The organism is Kitasatospora sp. NPDC032150, assembly GCF_055579945.1.
On the sequence record NZ_JBVIMH010000028.1, the window covers coordinates 40664 to 66050 of the forward strand.

At 71.4% G+C, this 25387-nt stretch carries 20 protein-coding genes; 13 read left to right on the forward strand and 7 right to left on the reverse strand.

The genetic code is table 11. The features are described from left to right. Positions 1 to 15 precede the first annotated feature (15 nt). From bioD to bioB, 3 genes are read right to left on the reverse strand one after another with little or no spacing between them, the layout of a single operon-like run. The gene (bioD, locus tag ACZ5ON_RS27095) at positions 16 to 807 is read right to left on the reverse strand and encodes a dethiobiotin synthase (protein ID WP_465597967.1); all 792 of its coding nucleotides are present in this window, start codon (positions 805 to 807) and stop codon (positions 16 to 18) included. Further along, positions 804 to 2123: an adenosylmethionine--8-amino-7-oxononanoate transaminase gene (locus tag ACZ5ON_RS27100; RefSeq protein WP_465597970.1), complete on the reverse strand. Its 1320-nt coding sequence runs from the start codon at positions 2121 to 2123 to the stop codon at positions 804 to 806. Before ACZ5ON_RS27100 ends, bioD begins: the two co-directional genes overlap by 4 nt. Positions 2124 to 2135: 12 nt before the next feature. Then, on the reverse strand, positions 2136 to 3347 hold the full coding sequence (bioB, locus tag ACZ5ON_RS27105; RefSeq protein ID WP_465597973.1) for a biotin synthase BioB: 1212 nt from the start codon (positions 3345 to 3347) through the stop codon (positions 2136 to 2138). 200 nt (positions 3348 to 3547) lie between these two features. On the opposite strand from bioB, the gene ACZ5ON_RS27110 reads away from it, so the two are divergent. Continuing rightward, positions 3548 to 4426 (forward strand): hypothetical protein, encoded by an 879-nt coding sequence (locus tag ACZ5ON_RS27110; RefSeq protein WP_465597976.1) that lies wholly within the window; start codon positions 3548 to 3550, stop codon positions 4424 to 4426. A 100-nt stretch (positions 4427 to 4526) separates the two neighbouring features. Here the strand turns inward: ACZ5ON_RS27110 and ACZ5ON_RS27115 are convergent, their stop codons facing one another. Beyond that, positions 4527 to 7025 (reverse strand): DEAD/DEAH box helicase, encoded by a 2499-nt coding sequence (locus ACZ5ON_RS27115; protein ID WP_465598091.1) that lies wholly within the window; start codon positions 7023 to 7025, stop codon positions 4527 to 4529. Between the two features lie 22 nt (positions 7026 to 7047). Beyond that, positions 7048 to 7503, reverse strand: a complete 456-nt coding sequence (locus tag ACZ5ON_RS27120) for an MmyB family transcriptional regulator (protein WP_465598094.1) — start codon at positions 7501 to 7503, stop codon at positions 7048 to 7050. On the opposite strand from ACZ5ON_RS27120, the gene ACZ5ON_RS27125 reads away from it, so the two are divergent. From ACZ5ON_RS27125 to ACZ5ON_RS27160, 8 genes are all read left to right on the forward strand, one after another. Continuing rightward, a complete protein-coding gene (locus ACZ5ON_RS27125; protein WP_465597979.1) occupies positions 7391 to 7990 on the forward strand; it encodes an aldo/keto reductase in 600 nt (199 codons plus the stop codon). The genes ACZ5ON_RS27120 and ACZ5ON_RS27125 overlap by 113 nt on opposite strands. Next, on the forward strand, positions 7987 to 8274 hold the full coding sequence (locus ACZ5ON_RS27130; protein ID WP_465597982.1) for a putative quinol monooxygenase: 288 nt from the start codon (positions 7987 to 7989) through the stop codon (positions 8272 to 8274). Before ACZ5ON_RS27125 ends, ACZ5ON_RS27130 begins: the two co-directional genes overlap by 4 nt. Positions 8275 to 8396: 122 nt before the next feature. Further along, positions 8397 to 9239: a nitrilase-related carbon-nitrogen hydrolase gene (locus ACZ5ON_RS27135; RefSeq protein WP_465597985.1), complete on the forward strand. Its 843-nt coding sequence runs from the start codon at positions 8397 to 8399 to the stop codon at positions 9237 to 9239. A gap of 11 nt (positions 9240 to 9250) precedes the next feature. Then, positions 9251 to 10651, forward strand: a complete 1401-nt coding sequence (hydA, locus tag ACZ5ON_RS27140) for a dihydropyrimidinase (RefSeq protein ID WP_465597988.1) — start codon at positions 9251 to 9253, stop codon at positions 10649 to 10651. An 8-nt stretch (positions 10652 to 10659) separates the two neighbouring features. After that, positions 10660 to 11676, forward strand: coding sequence for a TIGR03842 family LLM class F420-dependent oxidoreductase (locus tag ACZ5ON_RS27145; protein WP_465597991.1), 1017 nt, complete (start codon positions 10660 to 10662; stop codon positions 11674 to 11676). A 435-nt stretch (positions 11677 to 12111) separates the two neighbouring features. Continuing rightward, entirely contained in the window at positions 12112 to 12486 is a 375-nt protein-coding gene (locus ACZ5ON_RS27150; RefSeq protein ID WP_465597994.1) for a hypothetical protein, read from the forward strand. 529 nt (positions 12487 to 13015) lie between these two features. Beyond that, positions 13016 to 15595: an SdrD B-like domain-containing protein gene (locus ACZ5ON_RS27155; protein WP_465597997.1), complete on the forward strand. Its 2580-nt coding sequence runs from the start codon at positions 13016 to 13018 to the stop codon at positions 15593 to 15595. 131 nt (positions 15596 to 15726) lie between these two features. Further along, positions 15727 to 16533, forward strand: coding sequence for a hypothetical protein (locus tag ACZ5ON_RS27160; protein WP_465598000.1), 807 nt, complete (start codon positions 15727 to 15729; stop codon positions 16531 to 16533). 107 nt (positions 16534 to 16640) lie between these two features. On the opposite strand, the gene ACZ5ON_RS27165 is transcribed toward ACZ5ON_RS27160, so the two are convergent. Next, a complete protein-coding gene (locus tag ACZ5ON_RS27165; protein WP_465598003.1) occupies positions 16641 to 17990 on the reverse strand; it encodes a right-handed parallel beta-helix repeat-containing protein in 1350 nt (449 codons plus the stop codon). A gap of 58 nt (positions 17991 to 18048) precedes the next feature. Between ACZ5ON_RS27165 and ACZ5ON_RS27170 the strand changes: the two genes are divergently transcribed. Next, on the forward strand, positions 18049 to 19263 hold the full coding sequence (locus ACZ5ON_RS27170; protein WP_465598006.1) for a Dyp-type peroxidase: 1215 nt from the start codon (positions 18049 to 18051) through the stop codon (positions 19261 to 19263). Positions 19264 to 19475: 212 nt separating this feature from the next. Further along, the gene (locus ACZ5ON_RS27175) at positions 19476 to 19970 is read left to right on the forward strand and encodes a DUF4232 domain-containing protein (RefSeq protein ID WP_465598009.1); all 495 of its coding nucleotides are present in this window, start codon (positions 19476 to 19478) and stop codon (positions 19968 to 19970) included. Between the two features lie 262 nt (positions 19971 to 20232). On the opposite strand, the gene ACZ5ON_RS27180 is transcribed toward ACZ5ON_RS27175, so the two are convergent. After that, positions 20233 to 20637: a hypothetical protein gene (locus tag ACZ5ON_RS27180; RefSeq protein ID WP_465598012.1), complete on the reverse strand. Its 405-nt coding sequence runs from the start codon at positions 20635 to 20637 to the stop codon at positions 20233 to 20235. A 220-nt stretch (positions 20638 to 20857) separates the two neighbouring features. Between ACZ5ON_RS27180 and ACZ5ON_RS27185 the strand changes: the two genes are divergently transcribed. Further along, a complete protein-coding gene (locus ACZ5ON_RS27185) occupies positions 20858 to 22732 on the forward strand; it encodes a galactose oxidase-like domain-containing protein (protein ID WP_465598015.1) in 1875 nt (624 codons plus the stop codon). A gap of 108 nt (positions 22733 to 22840) precedes the next feature. Continuing rightward, positions 22841 to 25195, forward strand: coding sequence for a Dyp-type peroxidase (locus tag ACZ5ON_RS27190; RefSeq protein WP_465598018.1), 2355 nt, complete (start codon positions 22841 to 22843; stop codon positions 25193 to 25195). Positions 25196 to 25387: the final 192 nt, after the last annotated feature.

Here is a 25387-nt window from a genome sequence, read left to right on the forward strand (position 1 = left end):
CGTCCTGGTGGGTCGTCAGAAATCCACCCGGTGCCGGGAGGTGAACTCCGTCGCGTCCCAGCCCCCGCCGAGGGAGGGGGCGAGGGAGGTGCCGGCACGGTAGCGGAAGGAGGTGCAGCCGCCGTCCGCGATGCCCTCCCGGAGTACGCCGAGCAGCGGCGCGCCGGCCGAGGCCGGCAGGTCGGCGAGGTTGCAGCAGGAGGCCAGGTCCGGCTCGGCGGGCCAACGCCCGACCACCACACCAGCCAGGTCCAGGCGGCGGGCGCGCAGTGCCTCGGCGCTGAGCGCGGTGACGTTCAGGGTGCCGAGTCCGGCCGCCGCGACCAGCAACACCCTTGGCCGAAGGCCGAGTTCGGCCGTGGCGAGGGCCATGTCGGCGAGTGTGTGGCCCTCCTCGTCGTAGCGGACGAGCAGGCCGCCCGCGCCCTCGACGAGCACCAGGTCGTACTGCTCGGCGAGTTCGGCCACGGTCTCGGCCACCCGCTTGGGGCCGACCGTGGGCAGCCCGGACCGCCGGGCGGCGGTGTCGGGTGCCAACGGCTCGGGGTAGCGGGCGAGTTCGACCCGGTGGACGGGGCCCGCCAGGCGGCAGACCTCGTCCACGTCGCCGGCCGCGTCCGGGCCGACCCCGGTCTGGCCCGGCTTGAGCACCGCCACGGTGCGTCCGGCGGCCAGCGCCAGCGCCGCGACGGCCGCGGTGGCAACGGTCTTCCCGACCTCGGTGCCGGTGCCGGTGACGAACAGGACGCCGTCGATGCCGTTCATGTCGCTGCTCTCCGTGCCGTTGGCCGTCTCGTCGCCGCTCATCCCGCCACCGCCGCGGCGGTCACTGCGGCGCCGATCCGCGCCAGGTCCTCGTCCCCGGTGATGTACGGGGGCATGGTGTAGATCAGGTCGCGGAACGGCCGCAGCCAGACGCCCTCGCGGACGGCGGCCCCGGTGGCCGCGGCCATGTCGACCGGGTGGTCCAGCTGCACCACGCCGATCGCGCCGAGCACCCGCACGTCGCGTACGCCGGGTACCTCGGCCGCGCCCGCGAGCGAGTCCCGCAGGCCGGTCTCGATCCGCTTGACCTCCTGCTGCCAGTCCTGACGCAGCAGCAGGTCGATCGAGGCGTTCGCGACGGCGGCGGCCAGCGGATTGCCCATGAAGGTGGGTCCGTGGGCCAGCACCGGCACCTCGCCCCTGCTGATGCCGTTCGCGACCTCGCCGGTGCACAGGGTGGCGGCCAGGGTCAGGTAGCCGCCGGTGATGGCCTTGCCCAGGCACATCACATCGGGGGAGATCCCGGCGTGCTCGGCGGCGAACAGCGCGCCGGTGCGGCCGAAGCCGGTGGCGATCTCGTCGAAGACCAGCAGAACGCCGTGTCGGTCGCACAGTTCGCGCAGCAGCCGCAGGTACTCGGGGGAGTGGAAGCGCATCCCGCCCGCGCCCTGGACCACCGGCTCCACGATCACCGCGGCGAGCTCGTCGGCCTCACGCTCGATCAGCTCGGCGAGCTCGGCCGCGTAGCCGGCGTCCAGCGGGGCGTCGAAGCCGGCCGGGGGCTCGCCGACGAACAGCTGGCGCGGCAGCACCCCGCCCCACAGCTGGTGCATCCCGCCCTCGGGATCGCAGACCGACATGGGGTGGAAGGTGTCGCCGTGGTAGCCGCCGCGCCAGGTGAGCAGCCGCCGCTTCTCCGGACGGCCGGTCGACTGCCAGTACTGCAGGCACATCTTCATCGCGACCTCGACGGACACCGAGCCCGAGTCGGCCAGGAAGACGTGCTGCAGCGGTTCGGGAGTGATCTCGACCAGCCTGGCGGCCAGCCGGACAGCGGGCTCGTGGGTGAGCCCGCCGAACATCACATGGCTCATCCGGCCGAGCTGGTCGCGGACGGCCTGGTCCAGCTCCGGGTGGCCGTAGCCGTGGATCGCGGCCCACCAGGAGGACATGCCGTCGACCAACTCGCGGTGCCCGCCCGCCGGTTCGGCGAGCCGCAGCCGAACCCCGGAGGCGGATTCGACGACGTACGGGGTGGCCTTGCCGGGCATCGGCGAGTATGGGTGCCAGACGTGCGCCCGGTCCAGCGCGACCAGCCGGTCGACCGGGAGAGGGGTGCTGGGGGAGAGCCGTGTCATGGTCGTGCGGCCTCAGGCGTTCGGCGCCAGCTCGGTGCCGGCTCCGCGGCGCCGCACCCGGACCAGGTCGGTGCGGGCCTCGTCCGCCGCGCCGGCGGGGGCCTCGTCCGCGCTGCCCGTCACCGTGTCGGCCGCGGTGCCGGCGGTGGTACCGGCGGTGGTGTCGCCGCACGGGTGGCAACCGCCGCCCGAACCGCAGGAGCCCGCACCCGCCACGTCGGCCCGGTGCCGGGGCATGGTCGCCTCGTCGGTGCCCTCGACCACGAAGCCGGCGTCCTTGATCATGTCCAGGTCGGCCTGTCCGGCCTGCCCCTCGCTGGTCAGGTAGTCACCGAGGAAGATCGAGTTGGCGATGTGCAGGCCGAGCGGCTGCATCGTGCGCAGGTGCACCTCGCGGCCGCCGGCGATCCGGACCTCGACGTCCGGGCAGACGAAGCGGACCATGGCGAGGATCCGAAGGCAGCGCTGCGGGGTGAGGTTCCACGTCTTGGCCAGCGGGGTGCCCTCGAACGGGATCAGGTAGTTGACCGGCACCGAGTCCGAGCCCAGCTCGCGCAGCGCGAAGACCACGTCCACCAGGTCCTCGTCGCTCTCTCCCATGCCCGCGATCAGACCGGAGCAGGCCGAGAGTCCGGCGCCGTGCGCCTTCTGGACGGTGTCCACCCGGTCGGCGTAGGTGTGGGTGGTGGCGATGTCGCCGTAGGTGCCCTCGGAGGTGTTCAGGTTGTGGTTGTACGCGTCCGCACCGGCCGCGCGCAGCCGCTCGGCCTGGTTGTCGGAGAGCAGCCCGAGGCAGACGCAGACCTCGACGTTCTCGTTGGCCTCCTTGACCGCGGAGATGGTGTCGGCGACCCGCTCGATGTCACGGTCCGTCGGACCGCGCCCGCTGGCCACCAGGCAGACCCGCTTAGCGCCACCGGCCAGCCCGGCGGCGGCGGCCTCGGCGGCCTGCTCCGGCTTCAGCCAGGTGTACTTGAGGATCTCGGACTTGGAACCGAGCCGCTGCGAGCAGTAGCTGCAGTCCTCCGGGCAGAGCCCGCTCTTCATGTTCACCAGGTAGTTGAGCTTGACCCGGCGTCCGAACCACTGCCGGCGTACCCGGCCGGCTGCCGCGACCACGTCCAGCAGCTCGTCGTCGGTGGTGGAGAGAACTGCGAGTGCCTCGTCCCTGGTGGGGAGTTCCCGGCGCAGGCCCTTGGCGGTGAGGGTGTCGAGCAGATCCATGGTCTTGATCCTGCCCAAACATCCCGCGCTCGCGCTAGGGAGAACCCACCAAGATGGCCCATTGGGCGTGTGCGAGTTGTCACAATGCCGTGGTTCTTCGATCCCTGACGAAGAGGGCAGGTCGGCGGGGTCGGGGACGGTTGGTGTAGTTTGACGGGTGAATCCGCCGATTGAGGGTCCGTCTGCTTAGAATCTCCGCCATGACCACGCAGGGGGAGCGCGATCCGCATCCGGTAGGCCAGCAGGAGGGCAAGCCCGTCCACACCCATCGGGGCGCAGGGCGCCGTCCCGTACTGGTGTGGTGCGCGCTGGTGGTGGTGGCCGCCACGGGGGCGGGCTGGATCGCCACGAGTTCCAGCAAGGGTGACCTGATACCCGGCCTCGGCCGGACGAGTTCCGACGTCGGCAAGACGCTCCCGGTCGGCGGTGCGGCGTCCGGCGAGCCGCTGACGGAGGCCGAGGCCTTCACCGCGGACCACTACTTCCCGCCCCAGCGGGTGGTCGAGCAGGACGGTTACAAGGCCCGCCGGATCGCCGACCGGGAGGGCGATGACTGCGCCGAGACGCTCCAGGACCGCACCCACGACGTGCTCCGCGACACGGGCTGCCAGAGTTTCCTCGCGGTCGGCCTCAACGAGGCGGACCCGTCGGTGGTCACCAGTCTGACGGTGCTGCGGTTCGCCGATGAGGCGTCCGCCCGCAAGGCGCTGAACGCGTTGAAGGACACCCCGGACGCGATCACCTTCCTCACCCCGGAGACCGCGGACGGCCCCCCGCCCACGCCGTCCCCTTCGCCCTCGCCCAGCTCCTCGGCGGCCGGCCAGTCGCCGGGCCCGGGCGGGCAGCCGTCGACGGCGCCGTCACAGAGTCAGCAGCCCACCGCGAGCCCGTCGAGCAGCCCTGCCGCCCCCAAGCCGCTGACGGACAGCCAGGTCGAGGTGGTCGGCCACTACCTGACCATCACCAGCTCCCGCTACGCCGATCTCCGCACCAGCGGCAGCGCCACCCCGGACCCGGCCCTCGACCGGGCCACCCGGGCCGTCTCCTTCACGGCCGGCTCGACCTTCCTGTGGATGTGAGCCCCGTGCGGACGGGAGGACGCGGCCGGGCCGGTGCAGCTGACGCGGGCCCGCACCGTACGGCCGGTCGCGCGGCGTCTCGCGCGACCGGCCGCGTGGTTCAGCCGCCCAGGCGGTCCACCGCGGTGACCCGCAGCACCGCCCGGCCCTCCTCGTCCGAGCCGTACAGGTCGACCTCGGCGCTGATGCCCCAGTCGTGGTCCCCGTTCGGGTCGTCGAAGATCTGCCGGACCCGCCAGGCGCCCTCGTCCTCGTCCTCCTCGATCAGGAGCATCTTGGGCCCGCGGGCGTCCGGACCGGTACCGAGGTCGTCGTACTCCTCCCAGTACCCGTCCATCGCGTCCGCCCAGCGGTCCGCGTTCCAGCCGTACTCGCCGTCCAGCTCGCCGAGTTCGTCGTAGCGCTCCAGCGCGCAGAGCTCCACCCGGCGGAACATCTCGTTGCGCACCAGCACCCGGAAGGCGCGGGCGTTGGCGGTGACCGGGGCCGGCTTCTCGTCCAGCCTGACTTCGGCGGCCTCCGGCGTGGTCGGGTTGGCCAGCTGCTCCCACTCGTCCAGCAGGCTGGAGTCGACCTGGCGGACCAGCTCGCCGAGCCAGGCGATGACGTCCTTGAGGTCGTCGGTCTTGAGGTCGTCGGGGACGGTCTGCTCCAGCGCCTTGTAGGCCCCGGCCAGGTAGCGCAGCACGATGCCCTCGGTACGGGCGAGTTCGTAGAAGCCGACGTAGTCGGAGAAGGTCATCGCGCGCTCGAACAGGTCGCGGATCACCGACTTGGGCTGCAGCGGGTGGTCGCCGATCCACGGGTGCGCCCGGCGGTACACGTCGTAGGCGTGGCCGAGCAACTCCTCCAGCGGCTTGGGGTAGGTGATCTCCTGCAGCCGCTCCATCCGCTCCTCGTACTCGATGCCGTCGCGCTTCATCTCGGCGACGGCCTCGCCGCGCGCCTTGTTCTCCTGCGAGGCGAGGATCTGGCGCGGGTCGTCGAGGGTCGCCTCCACCACCGAGACCACGTCCATCGCGTACGACGGCGAGGCGGGGTCGAGGAGTTCGAAGGCGGCCAGGGCGAAGGTGGAGAGCGGCTGGTTGAGCGCGAAGTTCTCCTGCAGGTCCAGCGTGAGGCGGACGATCCGGCCCTCCGGGTCCGGCTCCGCCAGCCGCTCGACCACGCCGCCCTCCAGCAGCGATCGGAAGATGGCGACGGCGCTGCGGATGTGCCGGCGCTGCGCCGCGCGGTCCTCGTGGTTGTCGGTGAGCAGCTTGCGCATCGCCTCGAAGGCGTTGCCCGGACGGCCGATCACCGAGAGCAGCATGGCGTGGCTGACCTTGAACCGGGAGACCAGCGGCTCCGGGTCGGCGGCGATCAGGCGCTCGAAGGTCTGCTCACTCCAGCCGACGAAGCCTTCCGGCGCCTTCTTGCGCACCACCTTGCGGCGCTTCTTGGGGTCGTCGCCGGCCTTGGCGAGCAGCTTCTCGTTCTCCACCTCGTGCTCGGGCGCCTGGGCGACGACCTGGCCGACGGTGTCGAAGCCGGCCCGGCCGGCCCGGCCGGCGATCTGGTGGAACTCCCGGGCGCGCAGCACCCGGACCCGCTGGCCGTCGTACTTGGACAGCGCGGTGAACAACACGGTGCGGATCGGTACGTTGACGCCGACGCCGAGGGTGTCGGTACCGCAGATGACCTTCAACAGGCCTGCCTGGGCGAGCCGTTCGACCAGGCGGCGGTACTTGGGCAGCATGCCCGCGTGGTGCACGCCGATGCCGTGCCGGACGTAACGGGACAGATTGCGGCCGAACTTGGTGGTGAAGCGGAAGTTGCCGATCAGCGCGGCGATGGCGTCCTTCTCCGCCTTGGAGCACATGTTGATGCTCATCAGCGACTGCGCCCGCTCGACCGCCTCCTTCTGCGTGAAGTGCACCACGTAGACCGGTGCCTGACCGGTCTTCAGCAGTTCCTCCAGGGTGTCGTGCAGGGTGGTGCGGCGGTACTCGTAGAACAGCGGTACCGGGCGGGTGGTGGAGCGCACCACCGCGGTCGCGCGGCCGGTGCGGCGGGTCAGGTCCTCCTCGAAGCGGCGCACGTCGCCGAGGGTCGCGGAGATCAGCAGGAACTGCGCCTGCGGGAGCTCCAGGATCGGGACCTGCCAGGCCCAGCCGCGGTCCGGCTCGGCGTAGAAGTGGAACTCGTCCATCACGACCTGGCCGATGTCGGCCCGCTCGCCGTCGCGCAGCGCGATCTGCGCCAGCACCTCGGCGGTGCAGCAGATGATCGGCGCGGTCGGGTTGACGCTGGCGTCGCCGGTCATCATGCCGACTTGCTCGGTGCCGAACATCTTCACCAGGTCGAAGAACTTCTCCGACACCAGTGCCTTGATCGGCGCGGTGTAGAAGGTGCGCTTGCCCTCGGCCAGCGCGGCGAAGTGCGCGCCCGCCGCGACCAGGCTCTTGCCCGAGCCGGTCGGGGTCGCCAGGATCACGTTGTTCCCGGAGACCAGCTCGATCAGGGCCTCCTCCTGGGCCGGATAGAGGGTGATGCCCCGCTCCTGCGCCCACTCGACGAAGGTCTCGTACAGGGCATCGGGGGTGGCAGGGCTCGGCATCAGGTCCAGGAGGGTCACATCGCTATCTTGCCTGCTGGCGATCCTCCCGGGCAAAGCGCTGGGTGTAGCCGGCCAACAGGAGCAGGGCGGCCCGGCTCGGGCTGTCCGGCTCCACGGTGTAGGCGATCAGTGCCTGGTCGGGGTCGTCGGGCAGCCGCAGTGTCTCGTACGTCAGTTCGAGGCGGCCGACCGCGGGGTGCCGGAACACGTATCCACCACGGGTCTTGTCCCTGGCCTCCTGCCCCGCCCAGAGCCGGGCGAAGTCCCGGCTGCCGATGCTCAGCTCGCCGATCAGCGCGGACAGGCCCGCATCGCCGGGGTGGCGGCCGGGGTCCAGGCGCAGGTAGGCGACCACGTCCCCGGCCTTGCCCTCCCAATCCTCGTACAGCTCGCGGGCCGCCTCGTCCAGGAAGACCAGCCGGGCCAGCTCCCGGCGGTCCGCCTCCAGCGCGCCGAAGTCGGTGATCAGCGCCGCCAGCGCCCGCCGCGACCATGTGCCGCCGCGCGATGTCGCCGAGAAGCTCGCCCACGTCGACTCGATCCAGCCGCAGTTCTCCCTGCTCAGCCGGGACGCGGCGGCCGAACTGCGCTGGGCGGCCGACTCCGGACTGCTCACCGGTGCCTTCTCCGCCGAGCGCGTCGCCGCCCTGGAGGCAGCCGACTGGCGGCGCACCCACCCCGACTTCACCACCCACCTGGACCGCAACCTCGCCCTGGTCGAGGCGCTGCGCCCGATCGCGCGGCGGCACGGCAGCACCGTCCCCGCCGTCGCCATCGCCTGGACACTGGCCTGGCCCGGCGTCACCGGCGCCATCGTCGGCGCACGCCGCCCCGGACAGCTGGACGACTGGGTCTCGGCGGCCGCCCTGCGCCTGACGGCTGACGACCTGTCGGAAATCGCAACTACCCTTGATCACACCGGGGCCGGCACCGGCCCCGTCCACCCGAAGGAGAGCACCAAATGATCCTGATCGCCGAGCTGAACGCGGCACCCGGCCGGGAGGACCGCCTGCGCACCATGCTGGAAGGCATGATCGAGCCCTCCCTGGACGAGCCCGGTTGCCTCCGCTACCAGGTGCTGGTCGACCCGAACCGCCCCGAGCGGATGGTGATCCTGGAGGAATGGAAGGACGAGGAGGCACTCCAGGAGCACTTCGCCACCCCGCACTTCCAGCACGCCCGCAAGGTGCTGGACGAGGTCCTCGGCGAGCCGGCCGTGCTGCGCCGGGCGGCTTGGCTGGAGGGCTGAGAGCACCGGGTTCCGCGACGGAATGAAAGAGGCTTCCCGGCGTTACAGCGTGGCACTACACCTGGCGCCGGGAAGCTCCTAGTCTCAACGGTCTAGAGCACCTTCGTCGAAGGAGTGGACTGATGAGCCGAGTCGTTCGAGCAGCCCTCTTCCAGGCCGCCTGGACGGGTGACTCGGAGACGATGGTCGCGGCCGCCGAGCGGGCCGCCCGGGAGGCGGCCGCACAGGGCGCCCAGATCATCGGTTTCCAGGAGGTCTTCAACGCCCCGTACTTCTGCCAGGTGCAGGAGCCGGAGCACTACCGCTGGGCCGAGGCCGTCCCCGACGGCCCGACCGTACGGCGGATGCGGGAGCTCGCCCGCGAGCTGGGGATGGTGATCGTCGTCCCGGTGTACGAGGTCGAGCAGGCCGGCTTCTACTACAACACCGCCGCCGTGATCGACGCCGACGGCTCCTACCTCGGCAAGTACCGCAAGCACCACATCCCGCAGGTCAAGGGCTTCTGGGAGAAGTACTACTTCAAGCCCGGCAACCTCGGCTGGCCGGTCTTCGAGACCGCCGTCGGCAAGGTCGGCGTCTACATCTGCTACGACCGGCACTTCCCCGAGGGTTGGCGGGCGCTCGGCCTCGGCGGCGCCGAGATCGTCTACAACCCCTCCGCGACCAGTCGGAGCCTGTCCGCCTACCTCTGGCAGCTGGAACAGCCCGCCGCCGCCGTCGCCAACGAGTACTACGTCGCGGCGATCAACCGGGTCGGCGTGGAGGAGTACGGGGACAACGACTTCTACGGCACCTCCTACTTCGTAGACCCGCGCGGCCAGTTCGTCGGCGAGACCGCCTCCGACAAGGACGAGGAACTCGTGGTCCGCGACCTCGACCTGGGTCTGATCGATCAGGTCCGCCAGCAGTGGGCGTTCTACCGTGACCGGCGCCCGGACGCCTACGGCCCGCTCGCCCAGGCCTGAGAGGAGCGGACGTGAACCGCACCGTGATCCGCGGCGGCCTGGTGGTCACCGCCGCCGAGGAGATGCACGCCGACGTGCTGATCGAGGGCGAGAAGGTGGTCGCGCTGGCCGCCTACGGCAGCGCCGCCGCCGAGAGCTGGACGGCCGAGAAGGTGCTCGACGCCCGCGGGCTGTACGTCATCCCCGGCGGTGTGGACGCCCACACCCACATGGAACTGCCGTTCGGCGGCACCTCCGCCTCCGACACCTTCGAGACCGGCACCCGGGCCGCCGCCTGGGGCGGCACCACCACCATCGTGGACTTCGCCGTCCAGTCGGTCGGCTCCTCGCTGCGCGAGGGCCTGGACGCCTGGCACGAGAAGGCCCAGGGCAACTGCGCGATCGACTACGGCTTCCACATGATCCTCGCCGATGTCACCGAGCACAGCCTCAAGGAGATGGACCTGCTGGTCGCCGAGGGCGTGACCTCGTTCAAGCTCTTCATGGCCTACCCCGGCGTGTTCTACAGCGACGACGGCAAGATCCTGCGCGCCATGCAGCGCGGCGCCGACAACGGCGGCCTGATCATGATGCACGCCGAGAACGGCATCGCCATCGACGTGCTGGTCGAGCAGGCCCTCGCGGCGGGCAGGACCGACCCGCGCCACCACGGTGAGGTCCGCCGCGAGCTCCTGGAGGCCGAGGCCACCCACCGCGCCGTCAAGCTGGCCCAGGTGGCCGGCGCCCCGCTCTACGTGGTGCACGTCTCCGCCGCCTCGGCCGTCGACGAACTCGCCGCCGCCCGCCGCCAGGGCCTCGACGTGTTCGGCGAGACCTGCCCGCAGTACCTCTTCCTGTCCACCGACAACCTGGCCGAACCCGGCTTCGAGGGCGCCAAGTACGTCTGCTCCACCCCGCTGCGCCCGCGCGAGCACCAGGACGCGCTGTGGCGGGCGCTGCGGACCGGTGACCTCCAGGTGGTCTCCACCGACCACTGCCCGTTCTGCTTCGCGGGCCAGAAGGAACTCGGCCGCGGCGACTTCTCCAAGATCCCCAACGGTCTGCCGGGAGTGGAGAACCGGATGGACCTGCTGCACCAGGCCGTGGTGGAGGGCCGGATCTCCCGCCGCCGCTGGATCGAGATCGCCTGTGCCGCCCCCGCCCGGATGTTCGGGCTCTACCCGCGCAAGGGCACCATCGTCCCCGGCGCCGACGCCGACGTCGTCCTCTACGACCCCGCGGCCCGCCAGACCCTCTCCGCCGCCACCCACCACATGAACGTCGACTACTCCGCGTACGAGGGGAAAGAGATCACCGGCAAGGTCCGCACCGTGCTCTCCCGGGGCACCGTCGTGATCGAGGACGACGCCTACCTCGGCCGGGCCGGGCACGGGCGGTACCAGCCGCGCGCCACCTGTCAGTACCTCGCCTAAGGAGACCAGTGGACATCGGACTCGTGCTCCAAACCGACCCGCCCGCGCAGCTGCTCATCGAGCGGATGAAGCGGGCCGAGGCGGCGGGCTTCACCCACGGCTGGACCTTCGACTCGGTGGTGCTCTGGCAGGAGCCCTTCGTCATCTACAGCCGGATCCTCGCCGAGACCAGCCGACTGATCGTCGGTCCGATGGTCACCAACCCCGCCACCCGCAGCTGGGAGGTCACCGCCTCCCTGTTCGCCACCCTCAACGACATGTACGGCAACCGCACCGTCTGCGGCATCGGCCGCGGCGACTCCGCACAGCGGGTGGCAGGCCGCCGGCCCGCCACCCTGGAGCGGCTCTCGCAGGCCATGCACGCCATCAAGGAACTCGCCGAGGGCCGCGAAGCCGAGGTGGACGGCACCGCGATCCGCCTGCCGTGGGTCGGGCCCGGGGCCGAACTCCCCGTCTGGATGGGCGCGTACGGCCCCAAGGCACTGGCCCTGACCGGACGTCAGGCGGACGGCTTCATCCTTCAGCTCGCCGACCCCTTCCTCACCGAGTGGATGGTCAAGGCCGTCCGGGACGCCGCTGCCGGGGCCGGCCGCGACCCCGCCTCGATCACCATCTGCGTCGCCGCCCCCGCCTACGTCACCGAGGACGACTCGCCCGCCGCGCTCGCCCACGCCCGTGAGCAGTGCCGTTGGTTCGGCGGCATGGTCGGCAACCACGTCGCCGACCTGGTCGCCCGTTACGGCGAGCACTCCGGCCTGGTCCCGGACGCCCTCACCGACTACATCAAGAACCGCCACGGCTACGACTACGCCCACCACGGCCGCGCCGGGAACCCCGACACCGCCTTCGTCCCGGACGAGATCGTCGACCGCTTCTGCCTGATCGGCCCGCCCGCCGCCCAACTCGCCCGCCTCGCCGAGCTGCGGGCCCTCGGCGTCGACCAGTTCGCCGTCTACGCGATGCACGACGCGGTGGAGTCCACCATCGACGCGTACGGCACGAGCGTCATCCCCGAACTCGGCTGACACCCCTTCGTCGGGCGGCCCATCCGGTGCTGGGTGGGCCGCCCGACCGTCTGACCGTCCCCTCCCCACGCGGTCGCCGCGACCCGGACGGCGTCCGCCCGAGCAGCCCGTTCCCGACGGCTCCCCACCGCCCGGCCGGTGCCGTCGCAGTGCCGCACTCCTTCGCGATCTCTCCGGGAGCCCGGTGTCGGGACGCAGGACGACGTAGTGCAGTTCGATCCCCTGCCGCTCGTCGAGGGTTCGGAAGGCGTCGATTCCGCGATGGGGCGTCCGGCCCGGGGACCCGCATGCTGACTGTGACGATCGGCGACGCCGAGCACGCCGGCCCGCCCGGCCCGGCCCACGTCCCGGCACCCTGACGCGCGCGGCGGATAATGGCCGGAGCCGCAGGCCGGCTGTGCCTGTGGCACCGATCGATCGAGAGGCAGAGGACGGATGACCCTGGAGGAAGGCCGACGCGTCAGGTTGACGGAGGACCTCGGGATCGGCGAGGCAGCCGCCGGGGAGCCCGGTGCCTTCGTCGGGTTCCTGTCGCTGGGAGCCGGGATCGAGGGCACCGTCGAGCGGGTGGACGGGGAGCTCCCGGAGAACGAGGAAGTCCGTGAGTACCAGCGGCTCAAAGCGTTGTTCGAGGACTACGGGCACACCATGCCGGCGGCGAGCCGGAAGCGGCTGGAGGAGGAGATCGCCGTGCTGGAGCCGGAGTGGGCCGCGTACCGGGAACGGGGGAGCCGGGTGACGGTCCGGGTCCGGTTGGACAACGGCTTCGTCCTCGACGGGGCTCACCAGGAGATCCTCGCCCCACTGTGAGGGAGGGCGTCCCGGTGCAACGGCGGCAGACCCGGTCCTCCGCCTCCCGGCTGTACGGGCCCGCGATCGCATCCGAGCCTGGAGAATTGACGCCGGCCGACCCTGTCGCGTGCGAGCACATGGATCGGGCTGCCGAACTCGCAGTGCACATTGAGCCACGTCGCGCCACCGCGAGGCGGGCGATAGGACCGTAGCGCGGAGGCCTCCAGAAACGTCTGATGCGACGTCAAAGTTCCTGATTTTGCTGCGAACTTGCATGAATCCCCTTTAAGCTCCCGTTAATAATGGCGGCTTTCCGCCACTCGCGAACTCCCTTACGAGGTCGGGCGGCAGGCCCAACTGGACGATGAGAGCAGGGATGACAACGACAAGTGAACGAACGGCCGGTGACGCACGCGGCCCGGACCGGCGCCGACCGGGTGTGCTTGGTCGCCGCACGGTAGGCGGCGCCGTGGCACTGGTCGTCGGGATCGGTGCTTGCTCGCTGGCGGCGGCCCCGTCGGCATTTCCGCAGACAGGCGATGGAACGGTGACGGTCCGCGTGGTACGGGCCGTGGACACGTCCGGGGTGTGGACACCCGCGCTGGAGCCGGGCATCGCGGGCGTGAAGGTGACGCTCACGGACGACGCCGGGGCCGGCATCGAGGGCGTCACCGCGGCGGACGGCACGGTCACGCTGGCACCCGCCGCGAGCAAGGCGACCGGCGGCAAGTACCGGGTGCAGGTGATCAATCCGAAGCCGGGTGTGCTCTTCCCGGCCTTCGCCTCGCGCCAGGGGCTGGACGGCGCGCCGAGCCAGCTGAGCAGCAACGAGGAGTTCGTCGACCTCTCCGGCGGCAAGAACGTGGCGTACACCACGGGACTGTGGAACCCGGGGGACTACTGCCAGAAGAACGCGCCGCTGGTGGCGGCCTGTCAGCCCGCCAACACCGAGGGCGGGGCCAAGCGCACGCTGGTCTCCTTCCCGTACGGCGCGCGTGGCCAGGAGGGCCCCGGCGGCAACATCACCGCGACGGACCTCGCCACCAACGCCGACACCGGCACGCTGTTCGGCGTCGCCTGGAACAAGGCCGACAAGCGGCTCTTCTCCTCGGCGGTGGCCAAGCGCGGCACCGACTACGGCCCGGGCGGCGCGGGCGCGGTCTACGTCACCGACCTCGCGCAGAAGAAGACGACGCTCTTCACCACCGTGCCGAACGCGGGCAGCACCGTGCACGGGCCGGGGACGGACGACGCCTTCCTCGACGTGCCCGGCAAGGAGAGCCTGGGCGGCATCAAGATCACCGACGACGGCAAGGACCTCTTCGTCGTCAACCTCAACGACCGCAAGCTGTACCGCTACGACGCCACCGCGGCGACGGCCTCGGAGCCGAAGGCCGTCTACGCGATCCCGGACCCGGGCTGCCCGGCGGAGGGGGATTGGCGGCCGTTCGGTCTCGGTCTCCAGGACGGGACCGGGTTCCTCGGCGGTGTCTGCTCCGGCCAGTCCACGGGCAAGCTCACGGACGTGCGCGCCGTGGTCCTGCCGTTCGACCTCGCCACCGGGGCGTTCCAGAAGGCGGTGCTGGACCAGCCGCTGGACTACCCGCGCCAGTCGACGGTCGGCTCGGGTCCGTGCGGCGGCGCGGGGTGGTTCCCGTGGACCAGCACGTACCCGACCACGCAGAACGGCAAGGCGTGCGGCAACGCCACGATGGCCAACCCCGAACCGGAGTTGGGCGAGATCCTCTTCGAGACCGACGGCTCGATGCTGCTCGCGTTTCGCGACCGATTCGCCGACCGGGAGCCGGGCGCCCCCGCGCCGGGCTCCGTCTTCAACGTCATGTCCGGCGGTGACCTCAACAAGGCCTGCCTGGCGAACGGCATGTACGTGATGGACACCAACAACGGTTGTGGGATGTCCGCCCGGGGTGCCCGGTTCTTCAACACCGCCTGGGCTGCGGTGGGTCACAACAACACGGCGTTCGCCGGAATGGCGCTCTCCAAGGTCGAGAGCACCATCGCGGTCTCCGCCTTCGACCCCGACCACACCCCCGTCGGGTACGGCACGTCGTTCCTCGAGCGCAAGGACGGCACGCAGGACCCGAAGTTCGGCCTGCGACTGACCCCGAAGGGGACCACCGCCCCCTTCGGCAAGGGCGCCTCGATGGGCGACCTCGAGGTGCTCTGCGACCAGGCACCGCTGCAGATCGGCAACCGGGTCTGGTACGACCCCGAGCGCAAGGGCATCCAGAGCCCCGGGCAGCGGCCGGTCCCGGGGGCGACCGTCCACCTGTACGACGAGTCGGGGAAGATCGTCGGCACGACGAAGACGACGGAGCGTGGCGAGTACTACTTCGACGACTCCGACGTCGACGGCGGCCTGAAGCCCAGGACGAAGTACACCATCCGGATCGACAACCCGGCGGACTACGCCAAGGGAGGCCCGCTGTACCAGTGGGTGCCCACCGACCACGACGTCGGCGACAACCGCTTCATCGACTCCAAGGGCGTCGTCCCGTCCGGTGCCAAGTTCCCCGAGCGGGCGCTGACCACCGGCGGACCGGGCGAGAACAACCACACCTACGACTTCGGCTTCCGCCAGCAGGAAGGCGCGCTGCGGGTCGTCAAACACGACCAGGACGGCAAAGCGCTGGCCGGAGCGAAGTTCCAGCTCTGGAAGGAGACGAACGGCACCGACGGGCTGCAGAGCACCGGTGCAAAGCCGGACACGCCCGTCGGTGAGCCCTGCACGACCGGCGCCGACGGCATCTGCCAGGGCAACGGCGCACCAGGGACGTACTACTGGCAGGAGATCAGCCCGCCCACAGGCTACGAAGCCCCGGACGTCGCGGTGTTCGGCCCGCTGGTGTTGACCTCGGACAACCTCGACGCCGGAGTCTCGGTGACGGCAGTCAACCGGCTCATCCCGACACCGACACCGACACCGACGCCGGAACCGACCACACCAGCCACGCCGGCCGCACCGGGCACCGCGCCCGGCTCGCACCTGGCCTACACCGGTGGGGGTCAAGAGCTTCCGGTGGTTCTGGCCGGCGGCGCGGTGCTCACCGCGCTCGGCACGGCGCTGCTCGTGCTGTTCCGCAGGCGCAGGGCCCAGCAGCGGTAACCCTCCCCCTCCCCGACGGTCGTCGCACGGCGATGTGGCCGTCGGAGAGGGCCGGATCGGGCGGGTTCGCGGACCATCGGTCCGGGAACCCGCCCGTGTGTTGTGACCGACCGAGGAGAGAAGGCACCTGCATGGCCCGGAAGACGAAGACCGATGTCCGTACGCCGCGTCGGATGTTCTGGCTCAAGGCACTTGTCGCGATCGCGGTGTGCGGCACCGCGGCGGGCGGCCTGGCCGTCTACCGGACCGTATCCGACGAGGCCGTGGAGAGGCCCGTGACAGGTGACGAAGCGTCACGAATGGCCGTGTCGCGGCTGAACCTGTACCAGGCCAGCCCGGTGACGGTGACCCTCACCGCCACCGAGGGGGGAGGTGTGGTGGTGCGGGTCAAGGGGATCGTGGACTACCGCACCCACCGGGCCGTGGGGAGCTACGAGGTCACCGGGGCGGCTGGGGCCGCCAGGGCCGGTGCCGGACAGCTCGACCACGGTCTGATCGTCTGGGACACCGGGGGACTCGGTCTGGCCCCCGCACCGGAGGGCGACACCGACCCGCCCTGGCAGCAGGCCGAGCACGTCCCCCGGGCGGGCTGGTCGCCGCGCTCGTACACGGCGGATCCGCTGGACGCCGGGCTCCAGCTGCTGATCCAGCTCGGCGCGGACCGGCCGGACAACCCGCTGCTGCTCGCCCAGTCCGGGGCGCGCTGGCTCGGCCGGGACCGCATCGACGACCAGAGCTACGACCGGTTCGCCGGGCCGCGCGCCCAGGGCGCCGCCTCCGACGGCGGGCGGTCGCCGCTGACGTACTGGGTCGACGGCGACAGCAGGCTACGGAGGGTCACGATGCGGATGGCCGGCCTGGGCACGCCGACCACGGTGGACTTCTCCGGGCGGAACGGCGAAGCGAAGCTCCCCGAAGCACCGTGGGTCGCCGGCTGACGTCGGATCACCAATACTGCCTCCCAGGAGGACGGCTCGCACTGCTCAACTGTCCTGGTGAATCGGCACGTTGGCCGGCGCCGGCGAGTTCGGCAGTGTTGCCGCGCTCAACTCCGCTGCTGCGGTACGGCGGCGGGGTCGGTCGGAAGCTGATAGGTGTTCGGGTCGACGGCCCCCGGTAGATCTGTGGCCGGGCGGGCGGGGGCCGTCGGGTCCGGCAGTGACGGCTGGGTGGGCGGGGCCGGTACCTGGCTGAAGGGGATCCCGGGCGGCGCCTGGACCGGGGCCGGCCGGCCACCGGGCAGCGGGCCGCGGCCCTGGCCGCCGCACCCTGCCGGGTTCTCCAGACCGTCCGGGCTCTGGACGGCGGGCTGGTTGCCTTCGAAGCAGTTGCCGGTGTCGGCCGAGGCCAGGACCAGGTCGGCGCCGTTGCCCTCCGTGCGGTTGTCCTCGACGCGGTTGCCGCTCGCCGGATGCCCCGGCGGATCGGTGATGATCACCCCGGCGGCGCTGTTGCCCCGGACGAGGTTGCGCAGCACCTGGTTCGCCGTACCGCCGCCGATCCCGATGCCGATGCCGAAGCCACCGTCCGCCTGCTCCGGGGTCTGCGTGGCGTTGTTGTCGGCGACGACGTTGCCCGCGATCACCGCGCCGTGCTGCGGGGCGAGCGCCTCCAGGTCGTTGGAGTTCACCGTGACGCCGACCCGGTTGCCGACCACGCGGTTGCCCAGCACCGACAGCCCGTCCGAGGCATTGGTCAGCTCGATGCCGACCGCGTTGCGCTCCACCGTGTTGCCGCGCACCACCGTGTCGCAGGGCTTGCACTGGCCGACGTAGATGCCGGAGTCCGCCTGTCCGGAGGTGTAAGAGTCCTCGATCACGCCGCCGCGCGCATCGAAGGCGTAGATGCCGTACAGGCCGTTGTCGTAGGCCGTCACCCGGGTCGCCCGGAAGCCTTGCACCGGCGGGAAGCGGGTGGTGTCCAGCGGGTTGTACGCCGAGCCGCCGGCGCCGTGCTGCTGCAACCGCTCGTCGGTGACGCCGGTGAACAGGACGCCGTTGGCAAGGTAGCCGTGCACGGTGAGGTTCTCCGCCACCGAGCCGGGCCCGGTGACGGTGACGCCGTTGACGAGCCGCAGCCCGCCGTCGAGGACCACGGTGTTGCGGTCCGTCCCGCGCAGCACGATGCGGGGCTTGGTGACGTGCACACTCTCGCGGTACACACCTGGCCCGACCAGCACCGTCTCGCCTTCACGGGCGACGTCCACGGCCTTCTGGATGGTGGAGAAGTCCTCCGGCACCCGCAGCACGTTCCCGGCGGGGTGCTTGGCGTCGTCGGAGTTCGAACCCGTCGAGGAACACCCGGTGGTCACCATCGCGACCGAGGCGACCAGCACCGGCAGGCACCGCAGCGCCGCCGCCCGGAACAGTGCCGGTCGGGGCTTCGCACGGGTCAACAGGCGATCAGGAGGCAGGATTTGCATGACAGGTGTTCTATCGTCTCCAATAGCGCGCATGCATACCGAACCGGGAAATGCGCACGAGTCGGCCCGATCCGCCGCGACCGGTTTCGGGCGGCGAAGGGCACTGCTCGCGGCCGGGGCGGTGCTCGCCGCCGGGATCGGCGCGGCGGCCGATGAGCTGACAGGTGGCGAGCGCACGTCCAGCCGCGGTGCTGCTTCCGACGCGCCGCCTCCCGCAGTCGCGATGCCCTTCCACGGCGCCCGGCAGGCCGGCGTGACGTTTCCTCAGCAACCTGCGATGCGGCTGCTCGCCTTCGACCTCCCGCAGACCTCCGCCGCAGCGGACCGGGAGACCCTGCGAAACGTCCTCGCCGCGCTGACCCGAACCCTCTTCGCCGCGACCTCCGACACACCGTCCGACCCGCGTCTGGAGAGCGGCGGTACGACCCGGCTCACCTCACTGGTCGGCGTGGGTCCCGGGCTCGCCGCCCGGTTGGGCCTCAACGTCCCCACCGCGCTGGCAGAGTTGCCGCCGTTCCCCGGTGACCGCCTCGACCCCGCGCGCGGCGGCGGCGACCTGCTGCTGCAGCTGTGCGCCGCGGACCAGTGGACGTTGGCCGTCGTCGCCGAGATCGTGGGGACGGCCGTCCACGCCGGTGGCGCCGAGTTCCGCTGGTCGCAGTCCGGCTTCCTGCCCCGGACGGCCCCGGGCACCACACCGCGGAACCTGTTCGGCTTCAAGGACGGCACGGCGAACCCGGATGACGCGGCCGCGCGGCAGTGGGTCTGGGGTCCGCCGGGACCGCACGAGAACGGCACCGTCCTGGTCTACCGGCGCATCCGCATGGACACCGCCGCCTTCGCCGCCCTCCCCGAGGAACGGCGCAGCCTGGCGATGGGCCGCCGTGCCGGCGACGGATCCCCCCTCACCGGCACCCTCGAACACGACGACCCGGACATCTACGCCAAGAACCCGGACGGCTCCTACGTGATCCCCGCCAGCGCCCACGTCCGCCTCACCAGTCCCCGCCTCGACGGCGGCGCCCGGATGCTCCGGCGCGGCTACAGCTACGACGACGGCCCGGCCGACCGCGGGCTCCTCTTCTGCGCCTTCATGCGCGACCCCGCCCAGTTCACCCGCGTCCAGACCCGCCTCGCCGCCCGCGACGCCCTCAACCCCTTCCTGGAGCACACCGCCTCGGCCGTTGCCTACGTCCTCCCCGGCGTCCCGGAGGGTGCCGCTCTTGGGGAGCGCCTCTGGCCGTGAGGCCAACGGGCACCGGAATGAAATTGCCGCGCGGCTTCGCCGCCTTCAGCGCGGCCCTTCTCGCCGGTACGGCCGCCGTCCCGAAGGGGATTCATCCCGGAGGCCCGGTGACCGCCACCACTCAGCCGAACTGCGCCCACGCGCGGGTGGTCGCAACCTGGAGGTGTGGCAGGCGCCACACCGGCGGCTGCCCGGCCAACGGAGGTTCCGCCATGCTCCCCAGGACGAGAAGAGCAGCACTGACCGTCTCCGCGCTCATCGCCACTGCCGCCGCGGTCGGCACGGCACCCGCAGCACAGGCCGCACCCGCCACCCCCACCTGCCAGGCCGCCGGCTTAAGCCTCTCGGTCGGCCAGGAACAAGGCGCCGCGGGATCCATCTTCGTCCCCGTGAACTTCACCAACACCTCCACGCACGCCTGCGCCCTGCGTGGATTCCCCGGAGTGAGCGTGCTGGACGTCAACCATCACCAGATCGGCAGCCCGGCAACCCGCAACAACCTCCCCGTGACCACGGTGACCGTACGGCCGGGCCGGACGGTGAGTGCGGCGATACGCACCAATGACGCGGGTGTCGTCCCGACCTGTCGGCAGGCCTCGGCCTACCTCGGCATCTATCCGCCGGCCGGTTTCCAGCAGATGCTCATCCCCTACCGGCTGCAGGTGTGCGGAGTGTTCGAGACGGGTCCTGTTCAGGCCACCGGATGACCGGAGGCGGCCGCAGGCGAGGCGGCGCCCCGGAGCCGTGACCGCCGCGCCGTGATCACATAGCGGCTTCGTCTCCGCCCTCGCCCGGTACACCCTCCTCGGCCGCACCGCCCGCACCCGGCGCTGCGGCCCACGGCGGGTAGGGGTGGAGCCGGGGCCGCGCCGGGTACCCGGGGAGCCCCGGCCGGACGGGACGCGTCCCGGCGCCGGGGGTGTCCGGCTACGGAGGTCCGACCGGACGGCCCGGTCGGTGCGCCGGGGGTCAGCCGCTGGGGGTGTTCTCGCCTTCGGTGCACACGACGCGGATGGTGAGGTTCGCCGGCCTGGGACGGCCTTCGACGCCCTCCGGAGGGCAGTCGTACTTGCGCACGGCGACGATCCAGCCGCTGCCGTTGTCGTTGGGGTGGTTCTCCAGCACGTCGGTCGGCTGCCGGTCAAGTCGGCGTCCGGCGCCGGGAGTTACGCTGAAGCCGCCGCCGAAGGCGTTCTCCTCGGGCGGGCAGGGCAACAGGTGGGGCTTGCCGTCGGCGCCGCCCTCGATGACGTCCCCGGTCACTGCGTGCGGCTGGGCGGTCGCTCGCGTGGTCGCCGCAGCGCCGCCGCTGGTGGCCGCGAGGAGCGCGGCTGTGGCCGCGGCGGCCATCGCGATCCTGGACTTGCTGAACACGTGTCACTCCTGTCGTGGATAGGGGGGATTTCCGGCCATTTCAGCACGGCCGTGATGACCCGTCGGGGCGACACGCAAAGTGGCGGCGTATTGATGATCGATCATGAAACACCTGGGGTGTCTGCGTACGAACAACTACACAGAGTGCTCTACTGGCCACGCATTGCCGTCTCCCGGGTGGCTGCTTCGCGGCCCCGATCGACACCTCGTGAGGAGTTCCATGTCCCGCAGCAGACTGAGAGCGGTACTCGCGGCCGGCGCCGCCACGCTCGCCCTGTCGACCACCACCGTCCTGACCACGCCCGTGTCGGCATCCTCCGCCGCGCTGGACGGCTTCGCGGGCACCGGCGCGCTGCGCATCACCGACGAGCAGGTGAAGGCGGAGGTGCGGCCCGCAGAGGTGGCCGCGCTCGGCCGGCCCGCCGCCGAGGCCAGGGCCCGCGACCGGATCGGCCTGCGGGCCGTCCAGACCGGCTACCCGCAGACCACCCGCACCCTGCGCCTCAAGGCACTGACGGACTCCCAGGCGAAGGCCAACGCGGCCTTCGATCCTGCCCAGTTCGGGAAGTTCACCGACTACTTCTCCTCCCCGGAGTACGGCGACCACATCGCCCTGCTGCCGACCGGGAAGGTCCTGATCTTCTCCTTCGAGGCCGTCGAGGACAATCCGCAGAAGGAACCCGCCCCCACCGACGTGATCGGCAAGCAGAACGCCGGCCGCGCCTACCTCTGGGACCCGGCCAAGGGCACCGGCCTGGACTCCTTCACGGCCGTCCCGCCGCCCGTCGTCAACATGCCCGACGGTCTGGACGAACCGCGCCCCGCACCCTTCTTCTGCGCCGGCCACTCCTACCTGCCCAACGGCATGGTCGGCGTCTTCGGCGGCAACCTCGGCGGCAACGGCGGCACCGGCGCCAAGCTCGCCCTGGTCTTCGACCCCTGGACCGAGACCTGGCACCAGGAGCAGGACATGGCCGTGGGCCGCTGGTACCCCACCGCCGTCACCGGTGCCGACGGACGCCAGCTCATCATGTCCGGCCAGTCCGAACTCGGCTGGGGCACCCCGACCCCGGTCATCGAACGCTTCCCGGCCAAGGGCACCGGCGGGTTCTTCGACAGGTCGAAGGCACCCGACGGCGTCGCGCTGGACCAGTGGAAGGCGGACGCCCCGTACCGGATGGACTACCCGCACCTGTTCTCCCTCGACGACGGGAAGGTGTACGGCTTCGGGCGCGACGCCGACCAGCAGTTCGTCTTCGACCCCGCCGACGAGACCCGCGGCTCACTGCCCGACCGCCCGGACGGGGGCATGCGCAACTACGGCTCCGCAGTCGCCCTGCCCAACGGCACCAGCGGCCCCGACTCCGTGCTGGTGCTCGGCGGCAACCGCAACGACCCCAACACCTACCGGTTCTCCGGCGGCCAGTGGACCAAGGACACTCCGCGGGCCTTCGGCCGCACCCAGGACGACACGCTCATCCTGCCCAACGGCAACCTGTTCACCGTCAACGGCGCCTACGACATCCGCGACTACGGCACCGGCCCGTACAACCCCAACGCCGACCCGAAGTACCGCCAGACCGAACTGCGGGACGCCGGCGGCAGGTGGACCCTCGGCCCGGTCCAGCGCCTGCCACGCGGCTACCACTCCAACGCCGTCATCCTGCCGGACGGCCGGATCATGATCACTGGTGACGAACTCCAGCAGATCGCCAACAACCCGGACATCAAGTCGGGCCTGAACGGCACCATCGAGATCTACGAACCCCCGTACCTGCACCAGGGCGACCGGCCCGACCTGCGGACCGCGCCGACCGACCCGCTGAACTACAACGCGACGTTCCGGGTCAACACCAACACCCCGACCCGGGCCACCCGTGCAGTGCTGGTCGCCCCGATCACCTCCACGCACTCGGTGGACACCAGCCAGCGCCGCCTGGAACTGAGGATCGCCGGCCGCGCGGGCAACCAGCTCGTCCTGCAGACCCCGGCCTCGGCCAAGGACGCCCCTCCCGGCTTCTACATGCTCTTCCTGCTCAACGACGCCGGTGTGCCCAGCGAGGCCAAGTGGGTCCAGCTCAACCCCAACGCCTGAGCCCCTACCCGACTCCCCGGGTGGCCTGGTCGCGGCCGGCGGCCGCGCGGTGCCACCCGGGTCTGCCCAACCCGGCGGAGTCAACGAACGGACCAATCGATGGACGATATGAGCCTGCGTCAGGACACCGAGATCCAGGGCGACATCATCGCCGGCTTCAAGAAGGACTACGTCAGACTGCTGCTCCTCCAGTTCGGCAACGCCACGGCGGCCCGGAGCTGGCTGGAGCGGATCACCCCCAAGATCGCCACCACTCAGCAGGTCGCCGCCTTCAACCAGGAGTTCAGCAAGGCGCGCAAGTCCTCCGGCGGTGACGACCCGGCGACCCTCAAGGCCACCTGGCTGGGCCTCAGCTTCACCTACCGGGGCCTGCAGTTCCTCACCGGGCAGCCGGACCTGCTGCATGCCGAGGCCAAGCCCGGCGACACTCTGGAGGCGTTCATCCAGGGTCCCGCCGACCCCGGCCGGGTGGAGGCCCTCGGTGACACCGACGACAGCGCTCCCAGGTTCTGGGTGTTCGGCGACACCAACCACCCCGCCGTGCACGCGGTGCTCACCGTCGCCTCCGACACCCAGGACGGACTCAATGCCGCCCTGGACGAGCAGCGCCTGGCCGCCGGCCAGGCCGGCGCGATGATCGTCTTCGAACAGGAGGGCGTGGCCCTGCCGGGTGCCAAGCGGGGCAAGGAGCACTTCGGCTTCAAGGACGGGGTCAGCGAGCCCGCCGTGGCGGGCTTCGACGAGGAGGATCCCAACCGCACGGGCTTCGCCAAGGAGCACCCCGGCACCCGGCTCATCCCGGCCGGCGAGTTCGTGGTCGGCAAGCCGCTCGCCGCGGGGCACGACAAGGGCACCGCGGCCACGGCCACCATCCCGTCCTGGATGCACAACGGTTCCTTCCAGGTGGTGCGCCGGCTGGAGCAGGACGTCGCGGGCTGGTGGGCGCAGGTGGACGCCCAGCTCAGGCGGCTGAAGGACCTCAAGGCCGTACCGGAGGACACCGGGAGGGACTGGTTCGCCGCCCGCCTGGTGGGCCGCTGGCGCAACGGCGCGCCGGTCTGCAAGCACCCCGACAGGCAGCCCGACGACCCGGGCGCCGCCACGGACAACGACTTCGACTTCCTGCACGGGACGGACGACCCGGACGGCCTCACCACCCCGCTCTTCTCCCACCTGCGCAAGACCAACCCGCGTGCCGGGCTGGTGGCCGAGGGGACGCTGGTGGACGAGAAGTTCATCGACGCCCGCCGGATCATGCGGCGCGGCGCCCCGTACGGGCAGGCCTTCGACCCGACCAGCGACCTTCCGGGCAACGGCCCCGACGCCGCCCGCGGTCTGACGTTCGTCTGCTACCAGGTCGACCTGGTGGGCCAGTTCGAGTTCATCCAGGTCAACTGGATCAACGACCCGGACTTCCCGCCGGGCCGCAAGAACAAGCCCGGCCCCGACCCGATGGTCAGCGGCCAGCTGGCCACCGTCAACGACGGCCGGGTCAGCTACGAGGGCACGGCCCCCTCGGGCGAACGGCAGACCACCACACTGGACTTCAGGCCGTTCGTCCGCACCCGGGGTGCGCTCTACGCCTTCACCCCGTCCATCAGCACCCTGCGCCTGCTCGCCCAGGGCCGGCTCACCGGCGCGGTCACCGAGACCAAGCCGGACGTCACGCCGAAGCCGCCCCGGCCGCAGAACCTGCCGATGGACGCCGTCATCCCGCTGCCGGACGTCGAGGGCCGCGCCTGGACCTTCCAGCAGGGCGCCATCCGGGTGATCGGCACCGGCGGCACCGAGATCAGGCAGCTCACCACCGGCGACGTCGGCGATCGCACCGCACTGGTCGTCAAGAACGTCGGCCCGTACCCGACCTGGCCCGCCCTCAGGGGCGTCACCCAGCTCGACACCATCCTGCCCGTGCCCGACGAGCAGCGGGTGAACGGGAAGAGCAGCTACTGGGTCTTCCACACGGTGGGCGGGCAGCAGGTCTACCGGTACGTCACGATCGCGGACACCGACCCGTACACCCCTCAAACGGCAGGCGAGGACCAGCCGTTGAGCAGGTGGGCGTCGTTCGGGGGCAGTAGCCCGGTCACCCACGTGGACGCCTTCCTGCCGTTCCCCGACGGGCAGCCCGGCAGTGACGGCACGTACTGGTACTGGATGTTCCACACCACGGCGGTGGGCCAGCGGCACCGGGTGATCTCCATCGGTCGCTCCGGGCAGGCCCACCCCGACAGGCTGCGGCGGGACGACCGCAAGCTCACCGCCTGGCAGTCGCTGGAGGGGGTCACCCGGGTCGACGCCTTCCACCCCGTCCCGGGCCGGCAGAACGCCGGCGGTCTGCACTGGTACTGGGTCTTCCACCAGGACCAGTACCGGGTCATCACCGTCGCCCACGGCGGTGACCACACCGACGACGTGCTCCGGGACGACCGCCCGACCGCCGTCTGGTCGCGCCAGGCGTAGGCCCCGGCCGTCCGGCACCCGGCCCCGCGCAGCCCCGGCCGCGCGGGGCCGGGGCCTTGTGGCGGGTGCCACCTGCGGCGGAGGTGACGGCGGTGCCGGAGCGGTGCCGACACCTGGTCGCGACCTCCGCTGGACGAACGTGTGACCGGGCTCGTCTATAGTCTGACCGGCTCCGCCTCGGGACGCCGCCAG